Annotated in this window: 7 protein-coding genes; all 7 read left to right on the plus strand. The window is 68.4% G+C overall.

All coding sequences use genetic code 11. From position 1 onward, the window contains the following. Genes ASC78_RS06080 through ASC78_RS06110 form a run of 7 tightly spaced genes read left to right on the plus strand, consistent with a single transcriptional unit; the run spans position 1 to position 26,552 of the window. Positions 1 to 738: a thioesterase II family protein gene (locus tag ASC78_RS06080; protein WP_082517453.1), complete on the plus strand. Its 738-nt coding sequence runs from the start codon at positions 1 to 3 to the stop codon at positions 736 to 738. Beyond that, positions 716 to 1,408 carry a 4'-phosphopantetheinyl transferase family protein gene (locus tag ASC78_RS06085; RefSeq protein WP_055797924.1) on the plus strand — a complete coding sequence of 231 codons (693 nt, stop codon included), beginning with the start codon at positions 716 to 718 and terminating at the stop codon, positions 1,406 to 1,408. Before ASC78_RS06080 ends, ASC78_RS06085 begins: the two co-directional genes overlap by 23 nt. Next, positions 1,405 to 6,687, plus strand: a complete 5,283-nt coding sequence (locus ASC78_RS06090; RefSeq protein WP_055797927.1) for a non-ribosomal peptide synthetase — start codon at positions 1,405 to 1,407, stop codon at positions 6,685 to 6,687. Before ASC78_RS06085 ends, ASC78_RS06090 begins: the two co-directional genes overlap by 4 nt. Continuing rightward, on the plus strand, positions 6,687 to 11,276 hold the full coding sequence (locus tag ASC78_RS06095; protein WP_055797930.1) for a type I polyketide synthase: 4,590 nt from the start codon (positions 6,687 to 6,689) through the stop codon (positions 11,274 to 11,276). The genes ASC78_RS06090 and ASC78_RS06095 overlap by 1 nt, the downstream gene beginning before the upstream one ends. Then, positions 11,273 to 14,605, plus strand: a complete 3,333-nt coding sequence (locus ASC78_RS06100) for a non-ribosomal peptide synthetase (protein WP_055797933.1) — start codon at positions 11,273 to 11,275, stop codon at positions 14,603 to 14,605. The genes ASC78_RS06095 and ASC78_RS06100 overlap by 4 nt, the downstream gene beginning before the upstream one ends. Next, on the plus strand, positions 14,605 to 22,467 hold the full coding sequence (locus ASC78_RS06105; RefSeq protein WP_055797936.1) for a non-ribosomal peptide synthetase: 7,863 nt from the start codon (positions 14,605 to 14,607) through the stop codon (positions 22,465 to 22,467). The genes ASC78_RS06100 and ASC78_RS06105 overlap by 1 nt, the downstream gene beginning before the upstream one ends. Then, complete coding sequence (locus ASC78_RS06110) at positions 22,467 to 26,552, plus strand: non-ribosomal peptide synthetase (RefSeq protein ID WP_055797938.1); 4,086 nt, start codon at positions 22,467 to 22,469, stop codon at positions 26,550 to 26,552. The genes ASC78_RS06105 and ASC78_RS06110 overlap by 1 nt, the downstream gene beginning before the upstream one ends. The last annotated feature ends 17 nt before the right edge of the window (positions 26,553 to 26,569 follow it).

The raw sequence follows: 26,569 nt of genomic DNA on the forward strand, positions 1-26,569 counted from the left end.
GTGGAGACGAGCGTCTCGCTGCTGTGCCTGCCGTGCGCGGGCGCCAGCGCCACGATGTACCTGCGCTGGCGCCGCCTGCTGCCGCTCTGGATCCGCATCGTTCCCGTGGAACTGCCTGGCCGCGGCAGCCGGCTGGCCGAAAGCCCGGTTCAGGATTTCGACAGCCTCGTTGCGCAACTCTGCGCGGAGCAGGCCGAGGCCATGCGCGGCGAGTTCGCGATCTTCGGCCACAGCATGGGCGCATTGCTCGCTTACGGCATGGCTTGCCGATTGCGGTCGACGGGGCGCGCATTGCCTGTTGCACTGCTTGCTTCGGGCGCCGCCGCGCCGTCTCGGCGTGATCCCGGTCGCTTCGCTGACAAGACCGACGACGCCTCGTTGATCGCCGACTTGCGCAAGCAGGGAGGAACGCCGGAAGAAGTGTTTGCGAGCGCCGAGTTGATGCGCATCACGCTCGACGTGCTCGGCGCCGACTACCGCGTGTGCGAAGGCTTTCGATACGCTGGAGAGGCGCCGCTGCCGATGCCGGTGCACGTCTTCGCGGGACGCGACGACGACATCGAAGCCGAGCGCATCTACGCGTGGTCGGCCGAGGCGGGTGGTGCCTTTTCGCTCGACTGGTTCGGCGGCGGGCACTTCTTCATCCGCCAGCAGGAAACGGCATTTTTGGCGGCGCTTTCGCAGCGCCTCGGCAAGGTCGTCGCACGGGATCGCCATGCATCTCACGCCCTGGCCTGATCCGCTGCCCGCGGGCATCGAGGTGTACCGCCTCGACTTCGACCTGACCATCGAAGCAGCGGAGGCGCGGCGGGTGCTGACGTCCGACGAGCGTGCAAAGGCCGGCAGGTTCGCAAGAACGGCCGATCGCGTGCGCTTCACCGTGACACGTACCGCGCTTCGCAATCTGCTTGCAAGGCGCGTGGGCTGCGAGCCCGCCGAGGTGCCGCTTGTGGCGAGCGCGCATGGCAAGCCGTTCATCGAGTGTGCAGTCGGCAATGCGCCGCAGTTCAACGTCTCGCACTCCGGGTCGCATGCGCTCATTGCGCTGGGCGATGCACGGACTGTGACCGAGATCGGCATCGACATCGAAGCGTGCAAGGCCGATGTCGACGTCGAGGCTATCTCCTCGCTGGCATTCACCACCTGCGAATGCGAAGAAGTGCGCAATGCCGCCGATCGGCTGCATGCGCTCTACACCCGCTGGGTCGGCAAGGAAGCGGTGTTCAAGGCCATCGGCGTCGGCGTGGGCGCGCACCTGAAGTCGATCGGCATCCGGCCTGGCGCCAACGGGCAGTTCGCCCTCGAATGTGCCGTTCCCGAATGGACGAATTTTCAAGCCGTGACGCTCAGGGCGCCGATCGGCTATGCAGCCGCGCTCGCTTGGCGCGCAAAGGAAGAAACGACATGACCGAGATGCCGCAAAAGGCAAACCCGCAGCCGAAGAACTTCGTCGCCCACCTGCGTGCGCTGGCACGCACGCGACCGGGCGACGTCTGGCTCACCGTGGCTGGCACGGTGAATGGCGAGTACCACGAAGACCCGGTCAGCTACGGTGTCTTTGAGCGCCGCGTGCGCGCCCTTGCGGCCCGGCTGCAGCAGCAGTTCGCCAAGGGCGAGCGGGCCCTGGTCATGCTCGACAACGGCGACCACTATGCAGTGTGCATGCTGGCCTGCTTCTACAGCGGCGTGATCGCGGTACCGGTGTTCCCGCCCGAGTCCATGCGTCCGCAACACCTGGCCCGGCTCACCGGCATTGCCGCCGATTCAGAAGCGCGCTGCGTGCTGACCTCCGCCGCAATCGCGCGCGCAATGAATGCCGGTGGACCGTTCGGCAACGCCGAAGTCATCGCCGTCGATGCGGTGGATGCCGCGCTTGCCGATGCATGGGCGCCCTTCGATCCCGCCGATGGCGACATCGCGTTCCTGCAGTACACCTCGGGCTCGACCTCGGCGCCGAAGGGCGTCATGGTGACGCACGGCAACCTGATGGCCAACGAAGCGGCGATGACGCACGGCATGGGCGTGGGTCCAGACGATAAGTTCGTCTGCTGGGCGCCGCTCTATCACGACATGGGGTTGATCGGCGGGCTGCTGCTGCCGCTCTACAACGGCATTCCGCTGGTGCTTACATCGCCAGCGCATTTTCTCGAACGCCCGGTGCGCTGGCTCGAGCTGATCTCGCGTCATCGCGCCACCCACAGCGGCGGACCCGACTTCTCCTTTCGCCTCTGTCTCGAACGAGTGAACGATGCGCGATTGGCGCAGCTCGACCTGTCGAGCTGGCGCGTGGCCTACACGGGTGCGGAGCCGGTGCGCGCCGACACCGAAGCCGAATTCATCGCACGCTTTGCTTCCGCCGGCTTCGACCCCCGCGCGGCCTATCCCTGCTACGGCTTGGCCGAGGGGACGCTTTTCGTCACCGGTGGCGTGCCCGGCGGCGGCATGGTGGCGTGCACCTTCTCCATCGATGGCCTGGCCCGAGGCGAAGGGACGCCGGCTGACGAGGGCACGATGCTGGTCGGCTGCGGCGTTGCGGCGCCAGGGCATCGCGTCGAGATCGTCGATGCCGAGTCGCTGTTGCCGGCGTCACCCGGAAAGATCGGTGAAATCTGGACCAGCGGCGCGAGCATTTGCCTCGGCTACTGGGGCAAGGAGCGCGAGACCCGCGAGACCTTCGTCCTGCGCGACGGCCAGCGCTGGCTGCGCACCGGTGACCTGGGCTTCATGCACGAAGGCCAGCTCTACGTCACGGGACGGATCAAGGACCTGATCATCGTCCGCGGCCACAACATCTATCCACAAGACGTCGAGCGGCTCATCGAGGCCGAGGTCGACGCGGTGCGCAAGAGCCGCGTCGCTGTATTCGCGGTGCAGGGCGCGGAAGGCGAAGGCATCGGCGTTGCGGCGGAGGTGTCGCGCAGCATGCAGAAGTTGGTGCCGCCCGAGGTGCTGGTCGATGCGCTCGGCGCTGCCGTGAGCGAGGTGTTCGGCGAGCCGCTGTCGGTCGTGCTGCTGCTCAACCCCGGAGGCCTCCCCAAGACCACCAGCGGCAAGCTGCAGCGCAGCGCCTGCCGCACCGGATGGATCGACGGCACCGCCGATGCGTATGCGATCTACCAGTACGGCGCTTTCGCGCGGGGCGGCCCCGGCGAAGGGGCCACCCAGGCGCCGCTGGACGAAGTTGAAAACGCCGTGGCAAGCATCTGGCGCGAGGTCTGGAAGCACGGCAATGACCTCGCGCTTGGGCGCGACGCACACTTCTTCAACCGCGGCGGAAGCTCTCTCACGGCCACGCAAGCGGCCGCGCGCATCTCGGCGCATTGGCAGATCGATTTCCTCGCGCGGATGCTGTTCGAGCAACCGCGCCTGCAGGCTTGCGCAGCGGCCATCCGGCAACTGCAGGCGCAAGGCCTGCGCCCGCAGAGCGCACCGATTCCCGTGCTCTCGGCGGAGCGCCGGCTTCTGCCGATGCCGCTCTCTCATGCGCAGGAGCGCCAGTGGTTTCTCTGGCGGGTCGATCCGCACAGTGCGGCCTATCACGTGAGCGGCGCGCTTCGGCTCACGGGTGTGTTGAATGCCGATGCTCTGCAAGCCGGTCTCGATGACCTCGTCGCACGTCACGATTCGCTGCGCACGGTATTCAGCGCCGCCGCCGATGGTCATGCGGAGCAATGGGTCAAGCCCTCGGGCTCCGTGCCGTTGGCGATGATCGACTTGCGCGGGGAGCGCGACGAGCAACTGACACAAGCAACCCGGCGCCTCAAGGCCGAGCCCTTCGATCTGACGCAGGGCCCGCTGCTGCGCGCCGCACTGATCCGCACCGCCGACGACACCTATGTGCTCGCCGTGGTGATGCACCACATCATTTCCGACGGCGCCTCGATGCAGTTGCTGATCGACCAGCTGGCCGCCGGCTACGCCGCGCATCTGGATGGAGAAACCAAGCGACTGCCCGCGCCGCGCATCCAGTACGCCGACTACGCGCTCTGGCAGCGCGACTGGCTTGCGGCAGGCGAGGGTGAACGGCAACTGGCCTGGTGGCGCGCCCATCTCGGCGACACGCACGCGGTGCTGGACTTGCGCACCGACCATCCGCGCCGGGCGCAGGCCGGCTACAGCGCCGCGCGGCACGCCTTCGAGTTGCCGGCCAGCCTGCTCGGCAAGCTGCGCGGCATGGCGGACACCCAGGGCGCAACGCTCTTCATGGTGCTGCTCGCGGGCTTCCAGTCGCTGTTGCATCGCTACACGGGGCAGGAAGACATCCGCATCGGTGCACCCATTGCCAACCGCAACCGCATGGAGGTCGAAGGTGTGGTCGGCATGTTCGTCAACACCCTGGTGCTGCGCAATCCGGTCCACGGCCGCCTGAGTGCATCGCGCGTTCTGGCACAGGCCCGCGACGCCGTGCTGGGCGCGCAGGCGAACCAGGACCTGCCTTTCGAGCAGCTGGTGCAGACGCTGCAGCCCGAGCGCAGCCTGAGCCACACGCCCTTGTTCCAGGTGATGTTCAACCACCTGTTCGAGGACTATCGCGCATTCGCGCAGCTGCCCGGCATCGCGGCAGAAGACCACGCGCTGCCCGATCTCGCGGCGCAGTTCGACCTCACGCTCGAAGCGCGCGAAAGGCCGGATGGCCCTCTGTCGCTGTCCGTCATCTATGCGGCCGAGCTGTTCGAGCCCGACACCATCGAGCGCATGGCTGGCCACTACGTCGCGATCCTGCAGGTGTTGGCCGATCGCCCTGACGAGCCGGTCGGCGACATCGAACTGCTCGGCGCACCCGAGCAGGCGCGGTTGGCGCAATGGGGCGTGAACACGCACCGCGAGCCGCAGCCTGAGCCCGTGCACCGCATGATCGAGCGGCACGCGCGCGCGCAGCCCGACGCCACCGCGCTCCTCTTCGGGGATGAGGCGCTGAGCTTCTCTGAACTGAACCGCCGGGCCAACCGCCTCGCGCACCGGTTTATCGCTCTCGGCGTCAAGCCCGAGGTGCTGGTGGGCATCGCGATGGAGCGCTCCGTCGAGATGGTGGTGGCGATCCTCGGCGTGCTCAAGGCCGGTGGCGCCTACGTGCCGCTCGACCCGGAATACCCGGCGGAACGCCTGGCCTACATGATGCAGGACAGCGGCATCGGGCTGCTGCTCACGCAGCGCAGCCTCGTCGATTGCGTGCCCGACCGCCGTGCGTTGACCGTGCTGGAAGTCGACGCAGTCGACCTCGGCAACGAGCCCGACAGCGATCCGCAGATCGGCCTGCACATCGAGAACCTTGCCTACGTGATCTACACCTCGGGCTCCACCGGCAAGCCCAAGGGCGCCGCGATCCGGCACGATGCATTGCACAGCTGCATGGCCTGGATGCAGCGCACCTACGGCCTCACCCGCGATGACACCGTATTGCACAAGGCGCCGTTCGGTTTCGACGTGTCGGTGTGGGAGCTGTTCTGGCCCATGACCTCCGGCGCGCGGCTGGTGGTGGCCAACCCCGGCGACCACCGCGATCCGGCCCGGCTGGTCGAATTGATCCAGCGCCACCAAGTCACCACGCTCAACTTCGTGCCCTCGATGCTGCAGGCATTCCTCGCGCACAAGGGCATCGAAACCAGCACGCGCCTGCGCCACATCATCTGCGGCGGCGAGGCGATGCCGGCTGAAACGCAGAAGGAGACGCTTGAGCGCTTGCACGGCACGGGCCTGCAAAACCTCTACGGCCCGACCGAGACCACCATCCACGTCACCCACTGGGCCTGCCGCAACGATGGCCAAAGCCAGGTGCCCATCGGCCAGCCGATCAGCCACACCAGCACCCACGTGCTGGATGCCGACCTGAACCTCGTGCCCCAGGGCGTTGCAGGCGAGCTGTACCTGGGCGGCATCAGCCTGGCCCGGGGCTACCTGAAGCGGGCCGGCCTGAGCGCGGAACGCTTCGTGGCCGATCCCTTCGACAGCGAAGGCGGCGGAAGGCTCTACCGCACCGGTGACCTGGTGCGATGGAACGCCGAAGGGCAGCTGGAGTACCTCGGCCGCATCGACCATCAGGTGAAGATCCGCGGCTTCCGCATCGAACTCGGAGAAATCGAAGCGCAGTTGCTCGCGCAACCCGCGGTGCGCGAAGCCGTGGTTGTGGCGAAGGAAGGCCCGGCCGGCGCACGCCTCGTGGCTTACCTCGCGGCGCATGCGGATCACGTCATCGACACCGCCGCGCTCAAGGAGCGCCTTGCGCAGGTGCTGCCCGACTACATGGTCCCGCGCGCTTTCGCCGTGCTCGACAGTCTGCCGCTGAACGCCAACGGCAAGGTCGACCGCAAGGCGCTGCCGGAGCCGGCCTTCGCCAGCGAGCTTGCCTACGAAGCACCGCAGGGCCATGTCGCGCAGACCGTGGCCGGCGTCTGGTCCGAGGTATTGCAGGTCGAACAGGTGGGCCAGCACGACAACTTCTTCGATCTCGGCGGCCACTCGCTGCTCCTGATTCGCGCACACCGGTTGCTCGAAGACCGGCTGCAGGCTGCGATTCCCGTGGTCAACCTCTTCAAGTACCCCACCATCGAATCGCTTGCCCAGTGGATCGAGCAGGCACCGGCCGGTGCCGCATCGTCCGCCGCAGCGGCTGCAGCCGGCGACGACCGGGCACTGCGCCAGCGCGCCGCCATGCTTCAACGCCGCAAGGCGGCAGAGAGAGTCAACTGATGTCCCACCCCAACGAGCTCCCTGAACCGACGGGCATCGAGATCGCCATCGTCGGCATGGCCGGGCGATTTCCCGGCGCCGACGATGTGGACGCCTTCTGGCGCAATGTGCAGGGGGGCGTGGAGTCGGTGTCGCGCTTCACCGACGACGAACTGCGCGCGCGCGGCGTGCCGCAGAGCCTGCTGGACGATCCCGAGTACGTGAAGGCCGGTGTGAAATTCGACGGCTTCGACCGCTTCGATGCCGGCTTCTTCGGCTACACGCCGCGCGAAGCGGAGACCCTCGATCCGCAGCAGCGCATCTTCCTGGAGTGCGCCTGGGCTTCGCTCGAACATGCGGGCTGCGACGTCGCGCGCTGGCCGGGCAAGGTCGGCGTCTATGCGGGCGAGGGCACCAACCTGTACCTGATCCGCAATCTGCTCCCGTCCTTCGGCCTCGGCGCCGAGAGCGGCATCGCTGACCTGCTGGGTCTGATGAACGGCAACTCCGGCGGCTCGCTCTGCACGCGCGTGGCCTACAAGCTCGACCTGCGCGGTCCCGCGGTCACGGTGCAGACGGCGTGCTCGACATCGCTGGTCGCGGTGCACACCGCGTGCCAGGCGCTGCTAAGCCACGACTGCGACATGGCCCTTGCGGGCGGTGTGTGGCTCAACCTGCTGCAAGAGGGCGGCTACCGCTACCAGGCCGGCGCCATCCTGTCGCCCGACGGCCATTGCCGCGCCTTCGACGCGAAGGCCGCCGGCACGCTCATCGGCAGCGGCGCTGGCGTGGTCGTGCTCAAGCGCCTGGACGATGCGCTGCAGGGCGGCGACACCATCCATGCGGTGATCAAGGGCTCGGCCGCCAACAACGACGGTGCCGCGAAGGTGGGCTTCACCGCGCCCAGCGTGGATGGTCAGGCCGAAGTCATCCGCGCGGCGCAGCTCATCGCGGGCGTGGCGGCGGACACCATCGGCTATGTGGAGGCGCACGGCACCGGCACCACGCTCGGCGACCCGATCGAGATGGCTGCGCTCACCCAGGCATTTCGCGCCGACACCGAGCGGCGCGGCTTCTGCGCCATCGGTTCCGTGAAGACCAACATCGGCCACCTCGACGCGGCCGCCGGTGTGGCGGGGCTCATCAAGGCGACGATGGCACTCAAGCACCGCGTGCTGCCGCCCAGCCTGAATTTCGAGGAGCCCAATCCGCAGATCGATTTCGCGGCCAGCCCGTTCTACGTGAATACCGAAGCGCGTGCCTGGGTCGAGGGACGCATGCCGCGGCGTGCGGGCGTGAGTTCGTTCGGCATCGGCGGCACCAACGTGCACGTGGTGCTCGAAGAAGCGCCGGTCGCTGTGAATGCGGCCCAGGCGGCGGATGCGCCGGCCTGGCAGGTCTTGCCGGTGTCGGCAAAGAACGAAGCGGCACTGGCCCAAGGCCGCACGCAGCTCGCGGCGCATCTCCAGGCGCAGCCTGCGCTGGCACTGCAAGACGTGGCGCACACCCTGCAAATCGGACGCCGCGCCTTTGCATGGCGCAGCGCGGTAGTGGCGACCGACCCGGACATGGCCGCACAGATGCTGTCCTCTCCCGCCGCCGCATCGCGCAGGGCACCGGCCTCCGCGCCCGAGGTGGTCTTTCTCTTTCCGGGCAGCGGCAGCCAACATGCCTTCATGGGCGCCGCGCTCTACCGCGAGCGCGCCGTGTTCCGCGAAGCACTTGATCGCTGCATGGCCCTTCTGCGTACGCAAAGCAGCATCGATCTGCATCCGCTGCTGTTCCCTGCTGCCGGCGAAGAAGCACTGGCGAACGAGCGCCTGTTCCACATCGAAGTGGCACAGCCGGCGCTTTTTGCCGTCGAGTACGCCATGGCGCAGTGGTGGCTGCACTGCGGCGTGAAGCCCGCTGTGATGATGGGCCACAGCCTCGGGGAATACGTTGCGGCTTGCGTCGCCGGCGTGTTCTCGCTGGAGGATGCGCTGCGCATCGTCGCGCAACGCGCGCGCCTCGTACGGGCGCTGCCGGCCGGCGCCATGCTCGCCGTGTCGCTGCCGGAATCCGAGCTGGCGCCTTTCCTCGCGACAGGCTGCGATCTTGCGGCAGTGAACGGCGAGCAGCTCTGCGTGCTGGCCGGACCACCCGAAGCCATCGCACGCGCCGAAGAAGAACTGCGCGCGCGCCAGCATCTGCCGCGCCGCCTGCATGTTGGCGTGGCCTTTCATTCGCGCCTGATCGATCCGGCCGTGGCCGCACTGGAGCAGCTGGTCGCATCGGTGCCGCGCCACGCGCCGCGCATTCCTTTCATCTCCAATCTCACCGGCCTGCCGATCACCGCGCAGGAGGCCACCAGCCCCGCGTACTGGGGCCGGCACCTGCGCAACACCGTGCGCTTCGCAGACGGCCTGCGCCACATCTTCGACAAGCCCGGCCGCGTGGTGCTCGAAGTCGGCCCCGGAGAAACGCTGACAGGACTCGCGCGCCAGCATCCGGGCAGCAGCTCGGCTGCGGGCCTGTGGGCCAGCCAGGCGCATGCGCAGCAGACAGCGCGCAACAGCCAGCAACTGGCGAATGCGGTGGCGGGCTTGTGGAGCGCCGGTGTGGACATCGACTGGTCCGCATGTCATGAAGGCGGCGGTCGGCGACGCGTGCCACTGCCCACCTATGCCTTTCAGCGCCAGCGCTTCTGGGTCGAGGCCGGCGATGCCACACGTCCTTCGCCGCAAGCTGCAACCTCCGATATCTTCTATGTGCCGAACTGGCAGCGAAGCACACCGTTGCCGGCTGCTGCACAGCCTGCGGAACGCACAGGCTGCACGCTGATCCTGGGCGATGCCGACAGCTTCACCGACCGGCTCGCCCGCACGCTGCGGGAGCGCGGTGAACAGGTGGTTCTAGCTTTGCGCGGCAAGGGCTTTGAACGCACCGCGCCAGGGCAGTACACGGTGCGATCGGGCGAGCGCGCCGATCATCAAACCCTGCTGCGGGAAGCGGAAGCCGAAGCGGGTCCGGTCCGCCGGATTCATCATCTGTGGAGCCTCGACGGCGGCCGGCCCACGCCGCTGAATGCGGATGCTTTCGAAGCCGGTTACTTCAGCCTGCTCGCGCTCGTGCATGCGTTCGACGCCTCGGCCGGATCGGGCCGCGATCCCCTGGCTCTGACCATCGTCACCGACGGCCTCGAGGATGTCTCCGGCACTGAACAACTGGTACCCGAGAAGGCCACCCTGCTGGGCATCGCCAAGGTCGCGAGCCAGGAATATCCGTCGGTCGCTTGCCGCGTCGTCGACGTGGTGCTGCCCGCGCCGGAAAGCGCGGCCGAAAGCGACCTGGCACGCCGGGTCGCCGACGAGGCCGCGTCCGCGCAGGAAGACTTTGTTGTTGCCTATCGCGGCCCGCATCGCTGGGTCAAGAACTACGAGCCGCTGCCTGCGCAACCCGCCACGCCACGGCTTCGTGAAGGCGGCGTGTACCTCATCACCGGCGGCATGGGCGGCGTAGGCCTCGCCCTGGCGCGGCACCTGAGCCGCGCATGGAAGGCGCGACTGGTGCTGCTCGGCCGCACGCCGCTGCCCGCGCGTGGCGATTGGGAGCGCATCGTCGCATCGGCGGATGAGCCCGCGGCACTGCGCCGCAAGCTGCGGCAACTGATCGAACTCGAAACCGCCGGCGCGCAAGTGCTGACATTGACGGCGGACGTCACCGATGCCGCGCAGCTGCGCGAAGCCCTGGCCGCGGCACACGCGCGCTTCGGCGCGCTCAACGGCGTGGTCCACGCGGTCATGGACCCGGGGCTCGGCATGATCGTCCAGCGCACCCGGGCGCAGGTGGAAGCAGCCTTCGCGCCGAAGGTGGCGGGCACGCGTGCGCTGCTCGACGCGCTGCGCGCCGAGCCGCTGGACTTCGTGCTCTTCTGCTCCTCCATCGCTACGCTCGTCGGCGGCTTGGGCCGCAGCGACTATGCCGCTGCCAATGCTTACCTCGACGCGCTGGCAACGGCCCACCGCCGCACGTCGGCGCTGCCGGTGTTCTCGGTGAACTGGGACGCCTGGCGCGATGTCGGCGCCGCGGCCGACATGGACCTGCCCGAGGGCGTCGGCCTCGCCGAGCGCGCGGGCGTGCTCGCCTTCGAGCGCATCGTCAACGGGCCCGACCTGCCGCAGACGGTGGTCTCCGTGTCGCCGCTGGCGCCGCGGCTGCGCCCGCTCGGCAACCTGCTCGACACCGTGGGCGCTGACCAACCGGCAACCGAAGCCCGCGCCAGCCATTCACGCCCCGTGCTGCCCACACCCTATGCCGAGCCCGAAGGCGAACTGGAAGAAGGGCTGGCCGCGCTGTGGACCGAAGCGCTCGGCATCGCGTCCGTGGGCGTGCACGACAACCTGTTCGAACTGGGCGGCGATTCGCTGCTGGCGATCCGCCTGCTGTCGCGCGTGCGCAAGGCCTATGGCGTGGAGCTGCAGCCGGCCGATTTCTTCAAGGCGCCGACCGTGGCCGAGCTGGCCGCGCTGGTCGAGCTGCGGCTGATCGAGGAGATCGAGCGCGAGGCCCCTGCCACCGACGACCCGCATCCGGCCACGGATCGCATCACTGCAAGTTTTTCATCATGAGCGAAACATCTCCTCTTTCCGAACGGCGCGCCAGGCTCTCGCCCGAGCAGCTGAGCCTGCTGCAGCGCCGGTTGAAACAAGGCGGCAACGCGGCGCCCGCGCGCGAGGCCATCGTGCGCGGCCACATCGACGGGCCCGTGCCCGTGTCCTTCGCGCAGCAGGGCCAGTGGTTCCTGTGGCAGCTGAACCCCGCGAACACCGCTTACCACGTCGGTGGCGGCCTGGGCTTTTCGGGGCCGCTCGATGCGGCGGCGCTGCAGGATGCCATGCAGGCGATCGCCAGGCGCCATGAAGCATTGCGAACCGTGTTCGGTCCCGGCCCCGAAGGCCTGCCGGAGCAGCGCGTTCAGGCGGAGGTTCGCATCGACATTCCCTTTGTCGATCTCAGCGTGCTCGATGCGCAGACGCGCGAATCCCGCTACGACGAGGTGGTGGCCCAGGTCTGCCGCACCGCCTTCGACCTGACAACCGGCCCCTTGCTGCGCTGCGCCTTGCTGAAGATGGCCGACGGTGAGCACCAGCTGCTGCTCATGATGCATCACATCATCTCCGACGCATGGTCGGTCCAGCTCATGCTCGACGACCTTGCCCAGGCGTACGCCCTGCGAACGCAGGGCCTGCCGGACACGCGGCCCCAGCCGGAGATCTGCTACGTCGACTTCACGCTGTGGCAGCGCAAATGGCTGGCCGACGGCGAGGGCGAACGGCAACTCGGCTACTGGCGCAAGCGCCTCGGCGGCAGCCAGCCGGTGCTCGCGTTGACCACCGACCGGCCGCGGTCCGCCGAGGCCCGCTACAGCGCGGCACAGCACTCGCTCGACATTCCCACGGGTCTTGCGCAGGAGCTGAAGCAGCTGTCTCGTGCGCAGGGCGGCACCTTGTTCATGGCGCTGCTCACGGCCTTCCATGCCCTGCTGTTCCGTTACACAGGTCAGAACGAGATTCGCGTCGGCGTGCCCGTCGCGGGCCGCAGCCGTCCGGAGACCGCGGGCGTCATCGGCATCTTCATCAACACGCTCGTGCTCGATGCGCGCCTGCATGCGAAAACGAGCCTGGCCGACCTGCTCACACAGGTGCGCGACACCTCGCTCGAAGCCCAGGCGCACCAGGACCTGCCTTTCGAGTGCCTCGTGCAGGCGCTGCGCGCGGAGCACGGGCACGCGGCCGCGCCGCTGTTCCAGGTGATGTTCAACCACCTGGGACAGGGGGACAGGCCGCTGCGGGGCTGGCCCGATCTGCAGGTGCGGCGAATCGACCTCGAGGAACGCGCGGCGCCCTTCGAGCTGACGCTGGAAACCATCGAACGCGAAGACGGCGGTATCCGGGCCAACTTCCGCTACGCGGCCGAGCTGTTCGAGCCGGAGACCATCGAACGCATGGCCGGCCATTACAAGCGCGTGCTCGAAGCGCTGGTGGGCCAGCCGGCATCGAAGCTGGGCGAACTGGATCTGCTGGGCGATGCGGAGCGTGCCCGGATCGCGCAATGGGGCGTCAACACCCATCGCCGCGGCGAAGCGCAATGCGTGCATCGCCTGATCGAGCAACAGGCGGCCGAGTGCCCGAATGCCACTGCGCTGATCTTCGGTGCGGAAGTCTTGAGCTACGGCGAACTCGACCGCCGGGCCAACCAATTGGCACATCGCCTGATCGAGGAGGGCGTGCGCCCCGAGGTAAAGGTCGGCGTGGCGCTGGAGCGCAGCACCGAGCTGGTGGTCGGCCTGCTCGCGATCCTGAAGGCCGGCGGCGCCTATGTGCCGCTCGACCCGGAATACCCGGCGGACCGCATCGCCTACATGGTGGAAGACAGCGGGCTCGCGCTGGTGTTGACGCAGGAGCGCCTCAAGGAATGCTTGCCGTTGCGGTCCGGCATTCCGATGCTTGCACTCGACACGCTGGACCTCGGCGGCTATCTGGAAAGCAACCCGGCGGTGGCCCTCGACAGCGAGAACCTCGCCTACGTGATCTACACCTCGGGATCGACCGGCAAGCCCAAGGGCGCGGCCAACCGCCATGGTTCGCTCTACAACCGCCTGGTGTGGATGCAGCAGGCCTACAAGCTCGGCGAAGCGGACACCGTGCTGCAGAAGACACCGTTCAGCTTCGACGTGTCGGTTTGGGAGTTCTTCTGGCCGCTGATGTTCGGTGCCCGGCTGGCCGTCGCCAACCCCGGTGACCACCGCGAACCGGTGCGCCTCGCGCAACTGATCCGCCTGCATGAAGTGAGCACGCTGCACTTCGTGCCCTCGATGCTCCAAGCCTTTCTCGCGCACCCGGGCGTCGAGGCCTGCACCAGCTTGCGGCGCATCGTCTGCAGCGGCGAGGCATTGCCGGCCGAAGCGCAGAACGAGGTGTTCCGGCGGCTGCCGCAGGCCGCGCTCTACAACCTGTACGGTCCCACCGAGGCGGCCATCGACGTGACGCACTGGACGTGCCGAGACGACGGGCGCAGCCAGGTGCCGATCGGGCGACCGATCGACGACACGCGGACCTATGTGCTCGATGCCGAACTGAACCTCGTGCCGCCGGGTGCCGCGGGCGAGCTCTATCTGGGCGGTGCAGGGCTTGCGCGAGGCTATGTGCGGCGTGCGGCCCTGACCGCGGAACGCTTCGTGGCCGATCCGTTCGACAGCGAAGGCGGCGGCAGGCTGTACCGCACCGGCGACCTCGTGCGCTGGAACAGCGAAGGCCAGCTCGACTACCTGGGCCGCATCGATCATCAGGTGAAGATCCGCGGCTTTCGCATCGAGCTGGGCGAGATCGAGGCGCAGTTGCTCGCGCAGCCCGAAGCGCGCGAAGCCGTCGTCGTCGCGAGCCAGGGCACGGGCGGCGCGCGGCTCGTGGCCTACATCTCGGCGCAGGCGGGGCAGGCCATCGACACCGCGCGGTTGCGCGAACACCTCGGCCGGGCGCTGCCCGACTACATGGTGCCCAGCCTCGTCGTGGTGCTGGAGACTTTGCCGCTGAACGCCAACGGCAAGGTCGACCGCAAGGCATTGCCCGAGCCCGAGCGCGCGAGCACACAGGCCTACGAGGCGCCGCAGGGTGCCGTGGAAGAAGCGTTGGCCGCGGTCTGGGCCGAGGTGCTCGGCGTGCCGCGCGTGGGCCGGCACGACAACTTCTTCGAGCTCGGCGGGCATTCGCTCATGTCCGTGCAGGTGGTCGCCCGGGTGCAGGGCGCGATGCATGCGGACCTGACCGTCAGCGACATTTTCAGGCAGCCGGTTCTCATGGACATGGCCCGACTCATTGCAGGTGCCGGCGAAAGGAAACCCGTGGCCCAGTCTCTCTCCGACATCGACGCCTTCATGGACAGCCTGGAGATCGCTTGATGGACATCGCGGCCACCCATGACCAGATCGGCAAGCGCTTCTCGCGCCTGAACCCGGCGCAGCGCCGCGCGGTGTACCAGAAGATCCGCGCCGAGGGGCTGACCATCGGGCAGTTCCCGATCCTTGCGCGCGACGAGGCGACGCGCCCCGCCTGCGCGCCCTCGTATGCCCAGATGCGCCAGTGGTTTCTCTGGCAGCTGGAGCCGGGCAGTTCGGCCTATCACATCACCGGTGCGCTGCGGCTTCAGGGCCTCTTGAACAGGGACGCGCTGCAGGCGAGCTTCGACGCATTGGTCGAACGCCACGAATCGCTGCGCACGGTGTTCCGCGCGAATGCCGAAGGCCTGGTCGAGCAGGTGGTGCAGCAGCGCGCCGGGCTGGACATTCCGCTCATCGACCTCGGCGCGCTCGCGGACGGCGAACGCGATGCGCGGGCGCAGGAAGAAGCCCGGCGCGTTGCCGAGACGCCTTTCGACCTGACGGCCGATCCGCTGCTGCGGGTCGCGCTGATCCGCCTGGACCCACAGACACACCTGCTCGTCGTCGTGATGCATCACATCGTGTCCGACGGCTGGTCGCTGAAAATTCTCGTGGACGAGTTCGTGGCGCACTACCGCGCGCGGGCCAACGGGCAGCCGTCGAGGCTGCAACCTTTGCCGATCCAGTACGCCGACTATGCCGTCTGGCAGCGGCACTGGCTGGAAGCCGGCGAGAAAGAGCGGCAACTCGACTACTGGAAGGCGCATCTGGGCACCGAACACCCGGTGCTGCAATTGCCGACGGACCACCCGCGCCGCACGGACGGCCGGTACCGCGCCGCCCGCCATGACGTCGCGCTGCCGCAAAAGGTGGCGGATGCACTGCACAAGCGCGCGCAGGCCCAGGGCGCGACGCCCTTCATGGTGCTGCTTACGGGGCTGCAAGTGCTGCTGCACCGCTACACCGCGCAGCAAGACATCCGTGTCGGCGTGCCGGTGGCCAACCGCCATCGCGTGGAAGCTGAAAAGGTCATCGGTTTCTTCGTCAACACGCAGGTTCTGCGCAATGTGCTGACCAGCCGCACGACCCTGCTGCAGGCGCTGGAAGCCACACGCGATGCCGCAATGGGCGCGCAGTCGCACCAGGACCTGCCGTTTGAACAGCTGGTGGAGGCCCTGCAGCCCGAGCGCAGGCTTGGCACCGCCCCGTTGTTCCAGGTGATGTTCAACCACCAGCGGCGCGACCTTCGCGCGCTGGAGAACCTGCCCGGCCTGACCTTGCAGGACCACGAACTGGGCGGCCAGGCCGCGCAGTTCGAACTCACGCTGAGCGTGCTTGAAGACGCGCAGGGTCATGTGCAGGCCAGCTTCCACTATGCGCAGGAGCTGTTCGATGCCGAGACCGTCGCGCACATGGCGGGGCACTACCTGGCGGTGCTGGGCGTGCTGGCCGGCACTCCGGCGCAGGCGGTCGGCGACATCGACTTGCTCGCGCCTGCCGAGAAAGATCGGCTCGCGCTGTGGGGCGTCAACGCCCAGGCCGGCCAGCGCAGCGAGCCCGTGCATCGCCTGATGCAGCGGCACGCCCGCGAGCGCCCCGAAGCCACGGCCCTGCTGTTCGGCGACGAGGTGCTGAGCTACGGCGAGCTCGACCGCCGCGCCAACCGCCTGGCCCACCGGCTCATCGCGCTCGGCGTGAAGCCCGACACGCGCGTCGGCATCGCGGTGGAGCGGTCGTTCGACGTGGTTGTCGGCCTGCTCGGCATCCTGAAGGCCGGCGGCGCCTATGTGCCGCTGGACCCGGAGTACCCCGCGGACCGCCTGGCCTACATGGTTGCGGACAGCGGCATCGACCTGCTCGTGACGCAAAGCCATGTGAAGGCGCGCATTCCCTGCGGCGAGCATGTGAGCGTGCTGCAACTCGACACCCTCGACCTGGGTGCCGAGCCGGTGCATTCGCCAGGCATCGCGGTGCATGCGGGCAACCTGGCCTACATCATCTACACCTCCGGTTCGACCGGCATGCCCAAGGGCGTGATGGTGTCGCACGGGCCTTTCGCCGCGCATTGCGTCGAGACGGCCGTGCTGTACGAGATGGGGCCGCACTCCTGCGAGCTGCACTTTCTCTCTTTCTCTTTCGACGGTGCGCACGAGCGCCTCTTCACGGCCCTGTGCTGCGGCGCCTCGCTGCTGTTGCGCGATGCGTCGCTGTGGACCGCCGAGCAGACATTGAACGCGATGCAGCGCCACGGCGTAACCAATGCCGGCTTTCCGCCGGCCTACCTGCGCCAGCTGGCCGACTGGGCACGCGACACCGGCCGCTGCCCGCCGGTGCATCTGTATTCCTTCGGCGGCGAGGCGATGTCGCGCGAAGGCTTCGATGCCGTGCGCCGGCACCTGAAGCCCGAACTGCTGATCAACGGCTACGGCCCCACCGAAGCAGTGGTGACGCCGATGCTTTGGAAGGTCGATGGCGCGGCGAGCTTCGAAGAGGGCTACGCGCCCATCGGCCGGCCCGTGGGCGACCGCAGCGCGCGCGTGCTCGATGCCGACCTCAACCTCGTGCCGCGCAACGTCGCGGGCGAGCTGTACCTCGGCGGCGCGGGCCTGGCGCGCGGCTACCTGCATCGTGCCGCGCTCACGGCCGAACGCTTCGTGGCCGACCCTTTCGACGATGCCGGCGGACGGATCTACCGGACCGGCGACTGGGTGCGCTGGCGCGACGACGGCCAGCTCGAATACCTGGGGCGCATCGACCACCAGGTGAAGGTCCGTGGCTTTCGCATCGAGCTCGGCGAGATCGAGGCGCAGCTGCTGGCCCAGCCCGAGCTGCGCGAAGCCGTGGTGATCGCGCGCCACGGGCCGGGCGGTGCGCGGCTCGCGGCCTATGTGTCGCTGAAGGCGGAACGGTCCGTCGACGTGGCGGTGTTGAAGGAGCGACTTTCTCACGCGCTGCCCGACTACATGGTGCCTTCGGCCATCGTCGTGGTCGATGCGCTGCCGCTGAGCCCCAGCGGCAAGGTCGACCGCCAGGCCCTGCCGGAGCCCGCACTTGCGCAGGACGAGAAGGCCTACGAAGCGCCGCAGGGTGAGGCCGAACAGGCCATCGCCAAAGTGTGGACCGGCGTGCTCGGCCTGGAGCGCGTGGGCCGGAACGACAACTTCTTCGAGCTGGGCGGCGATTCCATCCTGAGCCTGCAGATCGTGGCGCGGCTGCGCCTCGCGGGCTGGAAGGTGAGTCCCAAGCAGATTTTCGAACGCCAGACCGTGGCGCAGCTCGCGGGCGCGGCCGAGCCCGTGGGCGATGCCAAGCGCCCGGCTGCCGGCGATGCGCACGGTGAGGCACCGCTGCTGCCGTTCCAGCATGCGTTCTTCGAGATGCAGATGCCGGTGCGCAACCACTGGAACCAGGCGGTGCTGCTGAAGTGCCGCGAGCCGCTGCAGCTGCCGGCCTTCCGGCAGGCATTGCGCGCGGTGGCGCAGCACCACGACAGCCTGGGCCTGCGCTACAGCCAGGACGCCGAAGGCGCGTGGCATCAGCGCTATACCGCGATGCCGCAGAGCGAACTCGACGAGCTGCTGTGGGTGCGCAAGGCCCGCGATGCGGCGCAGCTCGAAGCGCTCTGCGATGAAGCACAGCGCAGCCTGGACCTCGCGCGCGGACCGCTGCTGCGTGGGCTCGCGGTCGAGTTGCCGACCGGCGAATCGCGGCTGCTGGTGGCCATCCACCACATGGTGGTCGATGGCGTGTCGTGGCGCATCCTGCTGGAAGACCTGCAGGACGCCTACCGCCAGACCCTCGCGGGCCAAGTCATCGTGCTGCCCGCCAAGAGCAGCAGCTACAAGGACTGGACCACCGCGCTGCAGGGCTATGCGGAGAGTCATACCGAAGGAATCGGCCATTGGGGGGCCCTGGCGGACGTTCCCGCGGCGCTGCCGTGCGCCCACCCTGAGGGGCCGAACACCGTCGCCGACCAGCAGACCGTCGAGCTGCGGCTGGACAAGGCAACGACGCAGGCACTGCTGAAGGACGCACCCGCGGCCTATCGCACGCAGGCCAACGACCTGCTGCTGGCCGCGCTGGGCCGCGCGCTGTGCGCGTGGGCCGGCCACGCCAAGGTGCTGGTCGACCTCGAAGGCCACGGCCGCGAAGACCTGTTCGACCACATCGACCTGTCGCGCACCGTCGGCTGGTTCACGACCCTGTTCCCCGTTGCGCTCGATCCGCTGGGCGAACCGGGCGAAGCCATCAAGCGCGTGAAGGAAACCTTGCGCAGCATTCCCGACAAGGGAATTGGCCATGGCGTGCTCAGGTACCTCGGCAATCCCGCGCAACGGCAGGCGCTGCGCGCGCTGCCCCGTGCGCAAGTGGTCTTCAACTACCTCGGCCAGTTCGATGCCGGCGCCGACGAGCGCGCGCAATGGGTGCTGGCCCACGAACCGAGCGGCGCGCCGGTGGATGCCGGCGCACCGCTGACGCACGAGTTCGCGGTCAACGGCCAGGTCCACGACGGCGTGCTGGCGCTGCGCGTGAGCTACAGCCAGGCGCGCCACGATCGCGCGGCCGTCGAAGGCTGGGTACAACGGTTCCAGCAGGAGCTCGAAGCGCTGGTGGCGCATTGCACCAGCGGTGCACAGGGCGTGACGCCGTCGGACTTTCCGCTGGCACGCATCGGTTCGCAACTGCTCGACGCACTGCCGGTTCCGGCGGCGAACCTGGCGGACCTGTACCCGCTCTCGCCGATGCAGGCGGGCATGCTGTTCCACAGCTTGTACGCACCCGGCGGCAGCGCCTACGTCAATCAGCTGCGCGTCGATATCGACGGGCTCGATGTTGTGCGCTTCAGGGCCGCATGGCGTGCAGTGCTGGAGCGGCACGACGTGCTGCGCACCGGTTTCCTCGTGGGCGAACCCGCTTTGCAATGGGTGGCCCGGCAGACCGGGTTGCCGATGGCCGAGCACGACTGGCGCGACCGTGCCGACGTGGCCCATGCGCTCGACGACCTGGCGCGGGCACAGCTCGCGCAGGGCTTTGATCTTGCGCAGCCACCATTGATGCGGCTCGTGCTGGTGCATGCGCAGGGCGGCAAGCACCACTTCATCTGGACCATGCACCACCTGCTGCTGGACGGCTGGAGCACCTCGCAGCTGATGGGCGAGATGCTGCGGCACTATGCCGGCGAAGCCGTCGCATCCCCGAGTGGGCGCTACGCGGACTACATCTCCTGGCTGCAGCAGCGCGACGGCAAGGCCGACGAGCTGTACTGGCGCGAACAGCTCGGCCGTACCGAAGGCCCCACATGGCTGGCCAACACCCTGCCCAAGCCGCGCGATGCGCAGACGGGCCATGGCATGCACCGCTTCGAGATCGGAGCGCAGCGCACGCGCGCACTGATGGAAGCGGCGAAGCGCGAACGCGTGACCCTCAACACATTGGTGCAAGCTGCCTGGGCCCTTCTGCTGGCGCGCCACACCGGGCAGCGCACGGTGAGCTTCGGCGCCACCGTGGCGGGCAGGCCGGTGGAGCTCCCCGGTGCGCAGCAGATGCTGGGCCTTTTCATCAACACGCTGCCGGTGATCGCCGCGCTGCAGCCGGCACGGAGCGTGGGCGACTGGCTGCGCGAGCTGCAGGCGCAGAACCTCGGAGCGCAGGAGCACGAACACACGCCCCTCTACGAGATCCAGCGCTGGGCGGGGCAGGGCGGGCAAGACCTGTTCGACAGCATCGTGGTGTTCGAGAACTACCCGCTGGACCAGGCGCTGAAGCAGGGCGCGCCGGACAGGCTGCGTTTCGGCGAAGTCTGGAACCGCGAGGAGACGAACTACCCGATGACGCTCTCGGTCAACCAGGGCGAGACGCTGGTGCTGAGCTACAGCCATGCGCGCAGCCAGTTCGGCGAAGCGCTCGTGCAGACGCTGGCGCGCCGCATGGAGACACTGCTCGAAGCGCTTGCGCACGAGCCGGGTGCGCCGGTGGGCGACATCGGCCTGCGGGACGAAGGCGATTCAACGCAACCGGAGCCCGCGAAGAACCTGCACGACAGCGCCACCGGGCAACCCGTGCACCGCTGGTTCGAACGGCAGGCCGCATTGCATCCTGATGCGACGGCGGTGGTCTTCGGCGATGAAAGCTTGAGCTACGCCGAACTCGACCTGCGCGCCAACCGGCTCGCGCACCGGCTCATCGGCCTTGGCGTGGCGCCGGAGGTCAAGGTGGGCATTGCGGTGGAACGCTCCATCGAGATGGTGGTGGGCCTGCTCGCCATCCTGAAGGCCGGCGGCGCCTACGTGCCGCTCGACCCCGAGTACCCCGCCGACCGCCTGGCCTACATGATCGCGGACAGCGGCATTCGCCTGCTGCTCACGCAAAGCCACGTGACGCCGAAGCTCCCGCTGCAGGACGACGTGCGTGTGCTGGCGCTCGATACGGCCGACCTGAGCGCGGAGCCCTCGCACGCGCCCGAGGTGGCGGTGCATGCCGATCACCTGGTCTACGTCATCTACACCTCGGGTTCCACGGGGCGCCCGAAGGGAACGCAGCTGACCCACCGCAACGTGACGCGGCTGCTCGACTCCACACAGCCCTGGTTCGGCTTCGGTGCGCAAGACGTGTGGACGAACTTCCACTCCTACGCCTTCGACTTCTCGGTGTGGGAAATCTTCGGCGCGCTGTGCACCGGCGGCAAGCTGGTGGTCGTGCCGTTCTGGGTCAGCCGTTCGCCCGACGATTTCGTGGCGCTGCTGCGCGAGCAAAAGGTCACCGTGCTGAACCAGACGCCGTCGGCCTTCCGGCAGCTGATCCACAGTGCGGCGCTGGCCGCGGGCGATCGCCTGCCGCTGCGCTGCGTGATCTTCGGCGGCGAAGCGCTCGAGCCCGAGAGCCTGCGTCCGTGGATCGAACGCTTCGGCGACCGGCAACCGCAGCTGGTCAACATGTACGGCATCACCGAGACCACCGTGCACGTGACCTACCGGCCGATCTTGCGCGCCGACCTCGACGAGCAGAGCAGCCCGGTGGGCGCCTGCATTCCGGACCTCGGCCTGTGGGTGCTCGACAGCGACCTCAACCCGCTGCCCGTCGGTGTGGCGGGCGAGCTACATGTCTCGGGCGCGGGCCTGGCGCGCGGCTACCTGAACCGCGCCGGCCTGAGCGCGGAGCGTTTCGTGGCCGCGCCCTTCGGCCCCGCGGGCGGGCGGCTGTACCGCACCGGCGACCTGGTTCGCTGGCGCGGCGACGGCGAGCTCGACTACCTCGGTCGCATCGACCACCAGGTGAAGATCCGCGGCTTTCGCATCGAGCTCGGCGAGATCGAGGCGCAATTGCTCGCGCAGCCCGAAGTGCGCGAAGCGGTGGTGCTGGCGAAGGAGGGCGCGGGCGGTACGCGGCTGGTGGCCTATGTGTCCGCACGGGCGGGGCAGACGGCGGACGCCATGGCGCTGCGCGAGCGGCTGCTGCGGAAGCTGCCGGACTACATGGTGCCGGCGGCCCTGATGGTGCTCGATGCCGTGCCGCTGAATTCGAACGGCAAGGTCGACCGCAAGGCGTTGCCCGATCCGGAGCTGGCGGGCGGCAGCGCGTATGTGCCGCCCATGGGAGATGTGGAGAGCGCACTCGCCGCCATCTGGGCCGGAGTGCTCGAGGTGGACCGCATCGGGCGCAACGACAACTTCTTCGAGCTGGGCGGCCATTCGCTGAGCCTCCTGGCCGTGCAGACCAAAGTGCAGAAGCAGTTGGCGGTGCAGTTGCCGCTCAAGCGCTATTTCGAAAACCCGACGCTGGCCGCGATGGCCGGCGTCGTGCAGGATGAGGTCGGCACAGCGGCGGCGGGAGGGTCCGAAGACCTCGCGCAGATGGCCGCGCTGCTCGACCTTCTGGAGGATTGATGGAGATCGACAAACACAGCATCGCGGACCGGTTCGCGCGCCTGTCCCGGGAAAAGCAGAAGGTGTTTCTCGGCCTCCTGCAGAAGCAGGGCGTGGACTTCGCCAAGCTGCCCATCGTGGCGGTGCCGCCTGGAACGAAGGCCGAACTTTCCTATGCGCAGTTGCGCCAGTGGTTCCTGTGGCAGCTCGACCCGAAGAGCACGGCGTACCACATCTCCGGCGCGCTGAAGCTGCATGGGGTGCTGGACATCGATGCGCTGAAGAAGAGTTTTGCGGCGCTGGTCGAACGCCATGCCTCGCTGCGCACGGTATTCCAGCCGGACGCGCAAGGGCTGTGCGAACAGATCGTGCAGGACCACGTCGCTCTCGACATTCCGGTCATCGACCTGGCCGGTGCAGAGGGCGATGTGGAAGCGCATGCGCGCGAAGAAGCCCGCCGCCTGAGCGCGACGCCCTTCGACCTCACGACGGGTCCGCTGATGCGGGTCGGCGTCATCCGGCTCGCGCCGCAGGCGCATGTGCTGGTGCTGGTGATGCACCACATCATCGCCGACGGCACCTCGCTGCATCTTCTGGTGGGCGAGTTCGTGGCGCAGTACCGTGCGCGGGTGCGCGGCGATGGGATGGACCTGCCGCCGCTGCCGATCCGCTATGTGGACTACGCGGCATGGCAGCGCAACTGGCTGGAAGCGGGCGAGAAAGAAAGGCAACTCGCCTATTGGACCGAGCGCCTGGGCACCGGCAACCCGGTGCTGCAGCTCGCAACGGACCACAGCCGGCGGCCGAGCGGGCACTACACCGCGGCCCGGCACGGCGTCGACCTGCCGCCCGAGCTGGTGCAAGGCCTTCACAAGCGCGCACGCGCCCAGGGTGCGACGCTTTTCATGGTGCTGCTGGCCGCATTCCAGGCCCTGCTGCACCGCTACACCGGACAGCAGGACATTCGCGTGGGCGTCTCGGTAGCGAACCGCCATCGCGGGGAGACGGAAGGCGTCATCGGGCTCTTCGTCAACACGCAAGTCATGCGCAGCGCGGTCGAAAGCCGCATGAGCCTGGCACAGGTGCTGACACAGGCGAAGGAGGCCGCGATGGGCGCGCAGGCGCACCAGGACCTGCCGTTCGAACAACTGGTGGAGGCGCTGCAGCCCGAGCGCAGCCTGAGCGTGAGCCCGCTGTTCCAGGTGATGTTCAGCCACGAGCGGACCGACTCCCGCACGCTGAAGCGGCTGCCCGACCTGGCGCTGGAAGACTATGCGCTGGCGGCGCCGGTGGCGCAGTTCGAACTGGTGCTGAGCACCAGCGAGGATGCCGACGGGCGCATGCATGCGAGCTTCATCTACGCATCGGAGCTGTTCGAGCAGGGCACCATCGAACGCATGACCGCGCACTACGTCGCGATGCTCGGTGCGTTGGGCGGCGACGACGGGCACGCCGTGGGCGACGTCGACCTGATGGACGCGCCCGAAAAAGCGCAGCTCGCGGCATGGAGCGTGAACGCGCAGCGCGAGCCGCAGCACGAACCCGTGCACCGGACGATCGAGAAACAGGCCCGCGCGCAGCCGCAGGCCATCGCGCTGCTCTTCGGCGACGAGGCATTGAGCTTCGACGAACTGAACCGCCGGGCCAACCGCCTGGCGCATCGCCTGATCGCCCTCGGCGTGAAGCCCGACATGCGCGTGGGCATCGTCATGCAGCGTTCGGTCGAGCTGGTGGTGGGACTGCTCGGCATCCTGAAAGCCGGCGGCGCCTATCTGCCGCTGGACCCGGACTACCCGGCCGAGCGCCTCGCCTACATGGTGCAGGACAGCGGCATCGAACTGCTGCTGGCACACCGCGCCACGCGCGACTGCCTTGACGACCGCAGCAGCCTGACCACGCTGGAGATCGACAGCATCGATTTCGGCGGCGAGCCCGACACCGATCCGCAGGTTGCATTGCACGGCGAAAACCTCGCCTACGTGATCTACACCTCGGGCTCCACCGGCAAGCCCAAGGGCGCGGCCATCCGGCACGATGCCTTGCACAGCTGCATGGCCTGGATGCAGCGCACCTACGGCCTTACCCGCGAGGACACCGTGCTGCACAAGGCGCCGTTCGGCTTCGACGTTTCGGTGTGGGAGCTGTTCTGGCCCATGACCTCCGGTGCGCGGCTGGTGGTTGCCAACCCCGGCGACCATCGCGATCCGGCCCGGCTGGTCGAACTGATCCAGCACCACCAGGTCACCACGCTCAACTTCGTGCCATCGATGCTGCAGGCCTTTCTCGCGCACGAAGGCATCGAGGCCAGCACGCGGCTCAGGCACATCATCTGCGGCGGTGAGGCGATGCCGGCCGAGACGCAGAAGGAAACGCTGCAACGCCTCAGTGGTGCGACGCTGCAGAATCTTTACGGCCCGACCGAAACCACGATCCACGTCACGCGCTGGACCTGCCGTGACGATGGGCAGAGTCTCGTCCCCATCGGCCAGCCGATCACCGACACGCAAGCCTATGTGCTCGATGCCGAGCTCAACCTCGTGCCGCGCGGTGTGGCGGGCGAGCTGTACCTCGGGGGCGTGAGCCTCGCGCGGGGCTACCTGAACCGGCCGGGCTTGAGCGCCGAGCGCTTCGTGGCCGATCCGTTCGGCGGCAACGGCGGCAGGCTGTACCGCACGGGCGACCTGGTGCGCTGGAATGCCGAGGGGCAGATTGAGTACCTGGGCCGCATCGACCACCAGGTGAAGATCCGCGGCCTGCGCATCGAGCTCGGCGAAATCGAGGCGCAGTTGCTCGCGCAGCCCGAAGTACGCGAGGCGGTGGTGGTGGCGCGCGAAAGCCCGGGCAGCACCTCGCTCGTGGGCTACATCGCGGCGCATGCGGACCACGCGGTCGACAGCGCGGTGCTGCGCGAACGCCTCGGCCAGGTGCTGCCCGACTACATGGTGCCGCGCTTGGTCGTCACGCTCGCGGCCTTGCCGCTGAACGCCAATGGCAAGGTCGACCGCAAGGCCTTGCCGGAGCCGGAAGGGCTGGGCAGCGAACGCGCCTACGAAGCGCCACAAGGCAATGCCGAAGAGGCACTGGCCGCGATCTGGAGCGACGTGCTGGGCGTGGCGCGCGTGGGGCGCAACGACAACTTCTTCGAACTGGGCGGCGATTCCTTGCTGAGCCTCAAGCTGGTCGCGCGCATCCGAAAGCAGCTGCCCGGTGGCAGCCACCTGAGCCTGGCCGACGTGATGCAAGCCGCAAGCCTGTGCGAACTCGCGGCGCGCGTGCACCAGCGTGCGGCCACCGCCAGCGATGCGGTGTGCCTTCATGCCGAAGGCACGGGTGTGCCGCTGTTCTGCCTGCCCGGCTTGATCGTCAACTCGCGCGAGTTCCAGCCGCTGGCGCGCGCGGTCCAAGGCGACCGGCCGGTGTATGCCTTCGTGAGCCACGTCTACACGCGCAAGCGCTGGCGCGGCTTTGCCATTCGCGAACTCGCGGCCGAATATGCGGACTTCATCGTCGCAACCGCCACTGGCGGCCGCTGCGCGCTGCTGGGCTGGTCGCTCGGCGGCGACCTGGCCTTCGAGGTGGCGCGTCAACTGCAGGGGCGCATCGAGATCGTGTTCTTCGGCGCGGTCGATGTGTTCGAGTCGGAGCCGATGGTTCCCGCGGGCACCCTGACGCCGGCGCAGCGCGCGCAGGCTGACGAGGTGCTGGCCGCATGGCTTGCCAAGTCGGACATGGCGGCGCAGTGGAAGGCGCTGTTCGCCCGCATGACCGATGCGGAGCGAACCTGGGTGGCCGAGCAATTGCTGGCCCCGGCCTGGGTTTCGCCGCTCGACGGCGCCGGCGACGAAGCCTACGAGTACCTGCTGTGGGCCACGCTGGACAGCCGCGTGCAGTCCGCGCGCTACCAGGAGGCCCCAACCGACCTGCCCGTGCAGGTGTTCCATGCCGAGCGCTCGCTGCAGGCGCCGGGTGTCCTGCGCCAATGGCCGGACCGGGCACGCGTGCTCTCGACCGAAGTGGTGGCGGGCACCGGCCACCTGGACATCATCCGCGACGCGCAGTTCGGCACCATCGTGAAGAGCCGCTTGCTAGAGCTCGACCCCGCGTAGCGGCAAAGACGCGGCAA

Origin of the sequence: Variovorax sp. Root318D1 (assembly GCF_001424835.1) — a bacterium.
Taxonomy (GTDB): domain Bacteria; phylum Pseudomonadota; class Gammaproteobacteria; order Burkholderiales; family Burkholderiaceae_C; genus Variovorax.

Coding starts and splice junctions, on each gene's coding strand:
- ASC78_RS06100 (WP_055797933.1), top strand. CDS start 11,273: ATGAGCGAAACATCTCCTCTTTCCGAACGGCGCGCCAGGCTCTCGCCC.
- ASC78_RS06095 (WP_055797930.1), top strand. CDS start 6,687: ATGTCCCACCCCAACGAGCTCCCTGAACCGACGGGCATCGAGATCGCC.
- ASC78_RS06105 (WP_055797936.1), top strand. CDS start 14,605: ATGGACATCGCGGCCACCCATGACCAGATCGGCAAGCGCTTCTCGCGC.
- ASC78_RS06110 (WP_055797938.1), top strand. CDS start 22,467: ATGGAGATCGACAAACACAGCATCGCGGACCGGTTCGCGCGCCTGTCC.
- ASC78_RS06090 (WP_055797927.1), top strand. CDS start 1,405: ATGACCGAGATGCCGCAAAAGGCAAACCCGCAGCCGAAGAACTTCGTC.
- ASC78_RS06085 (WP_055797924.1), top strand. CDS start 716: ATGCATCTCACGCCCTGGCCTGATCCGCTGCCCGCGGGCATCGAGGTG.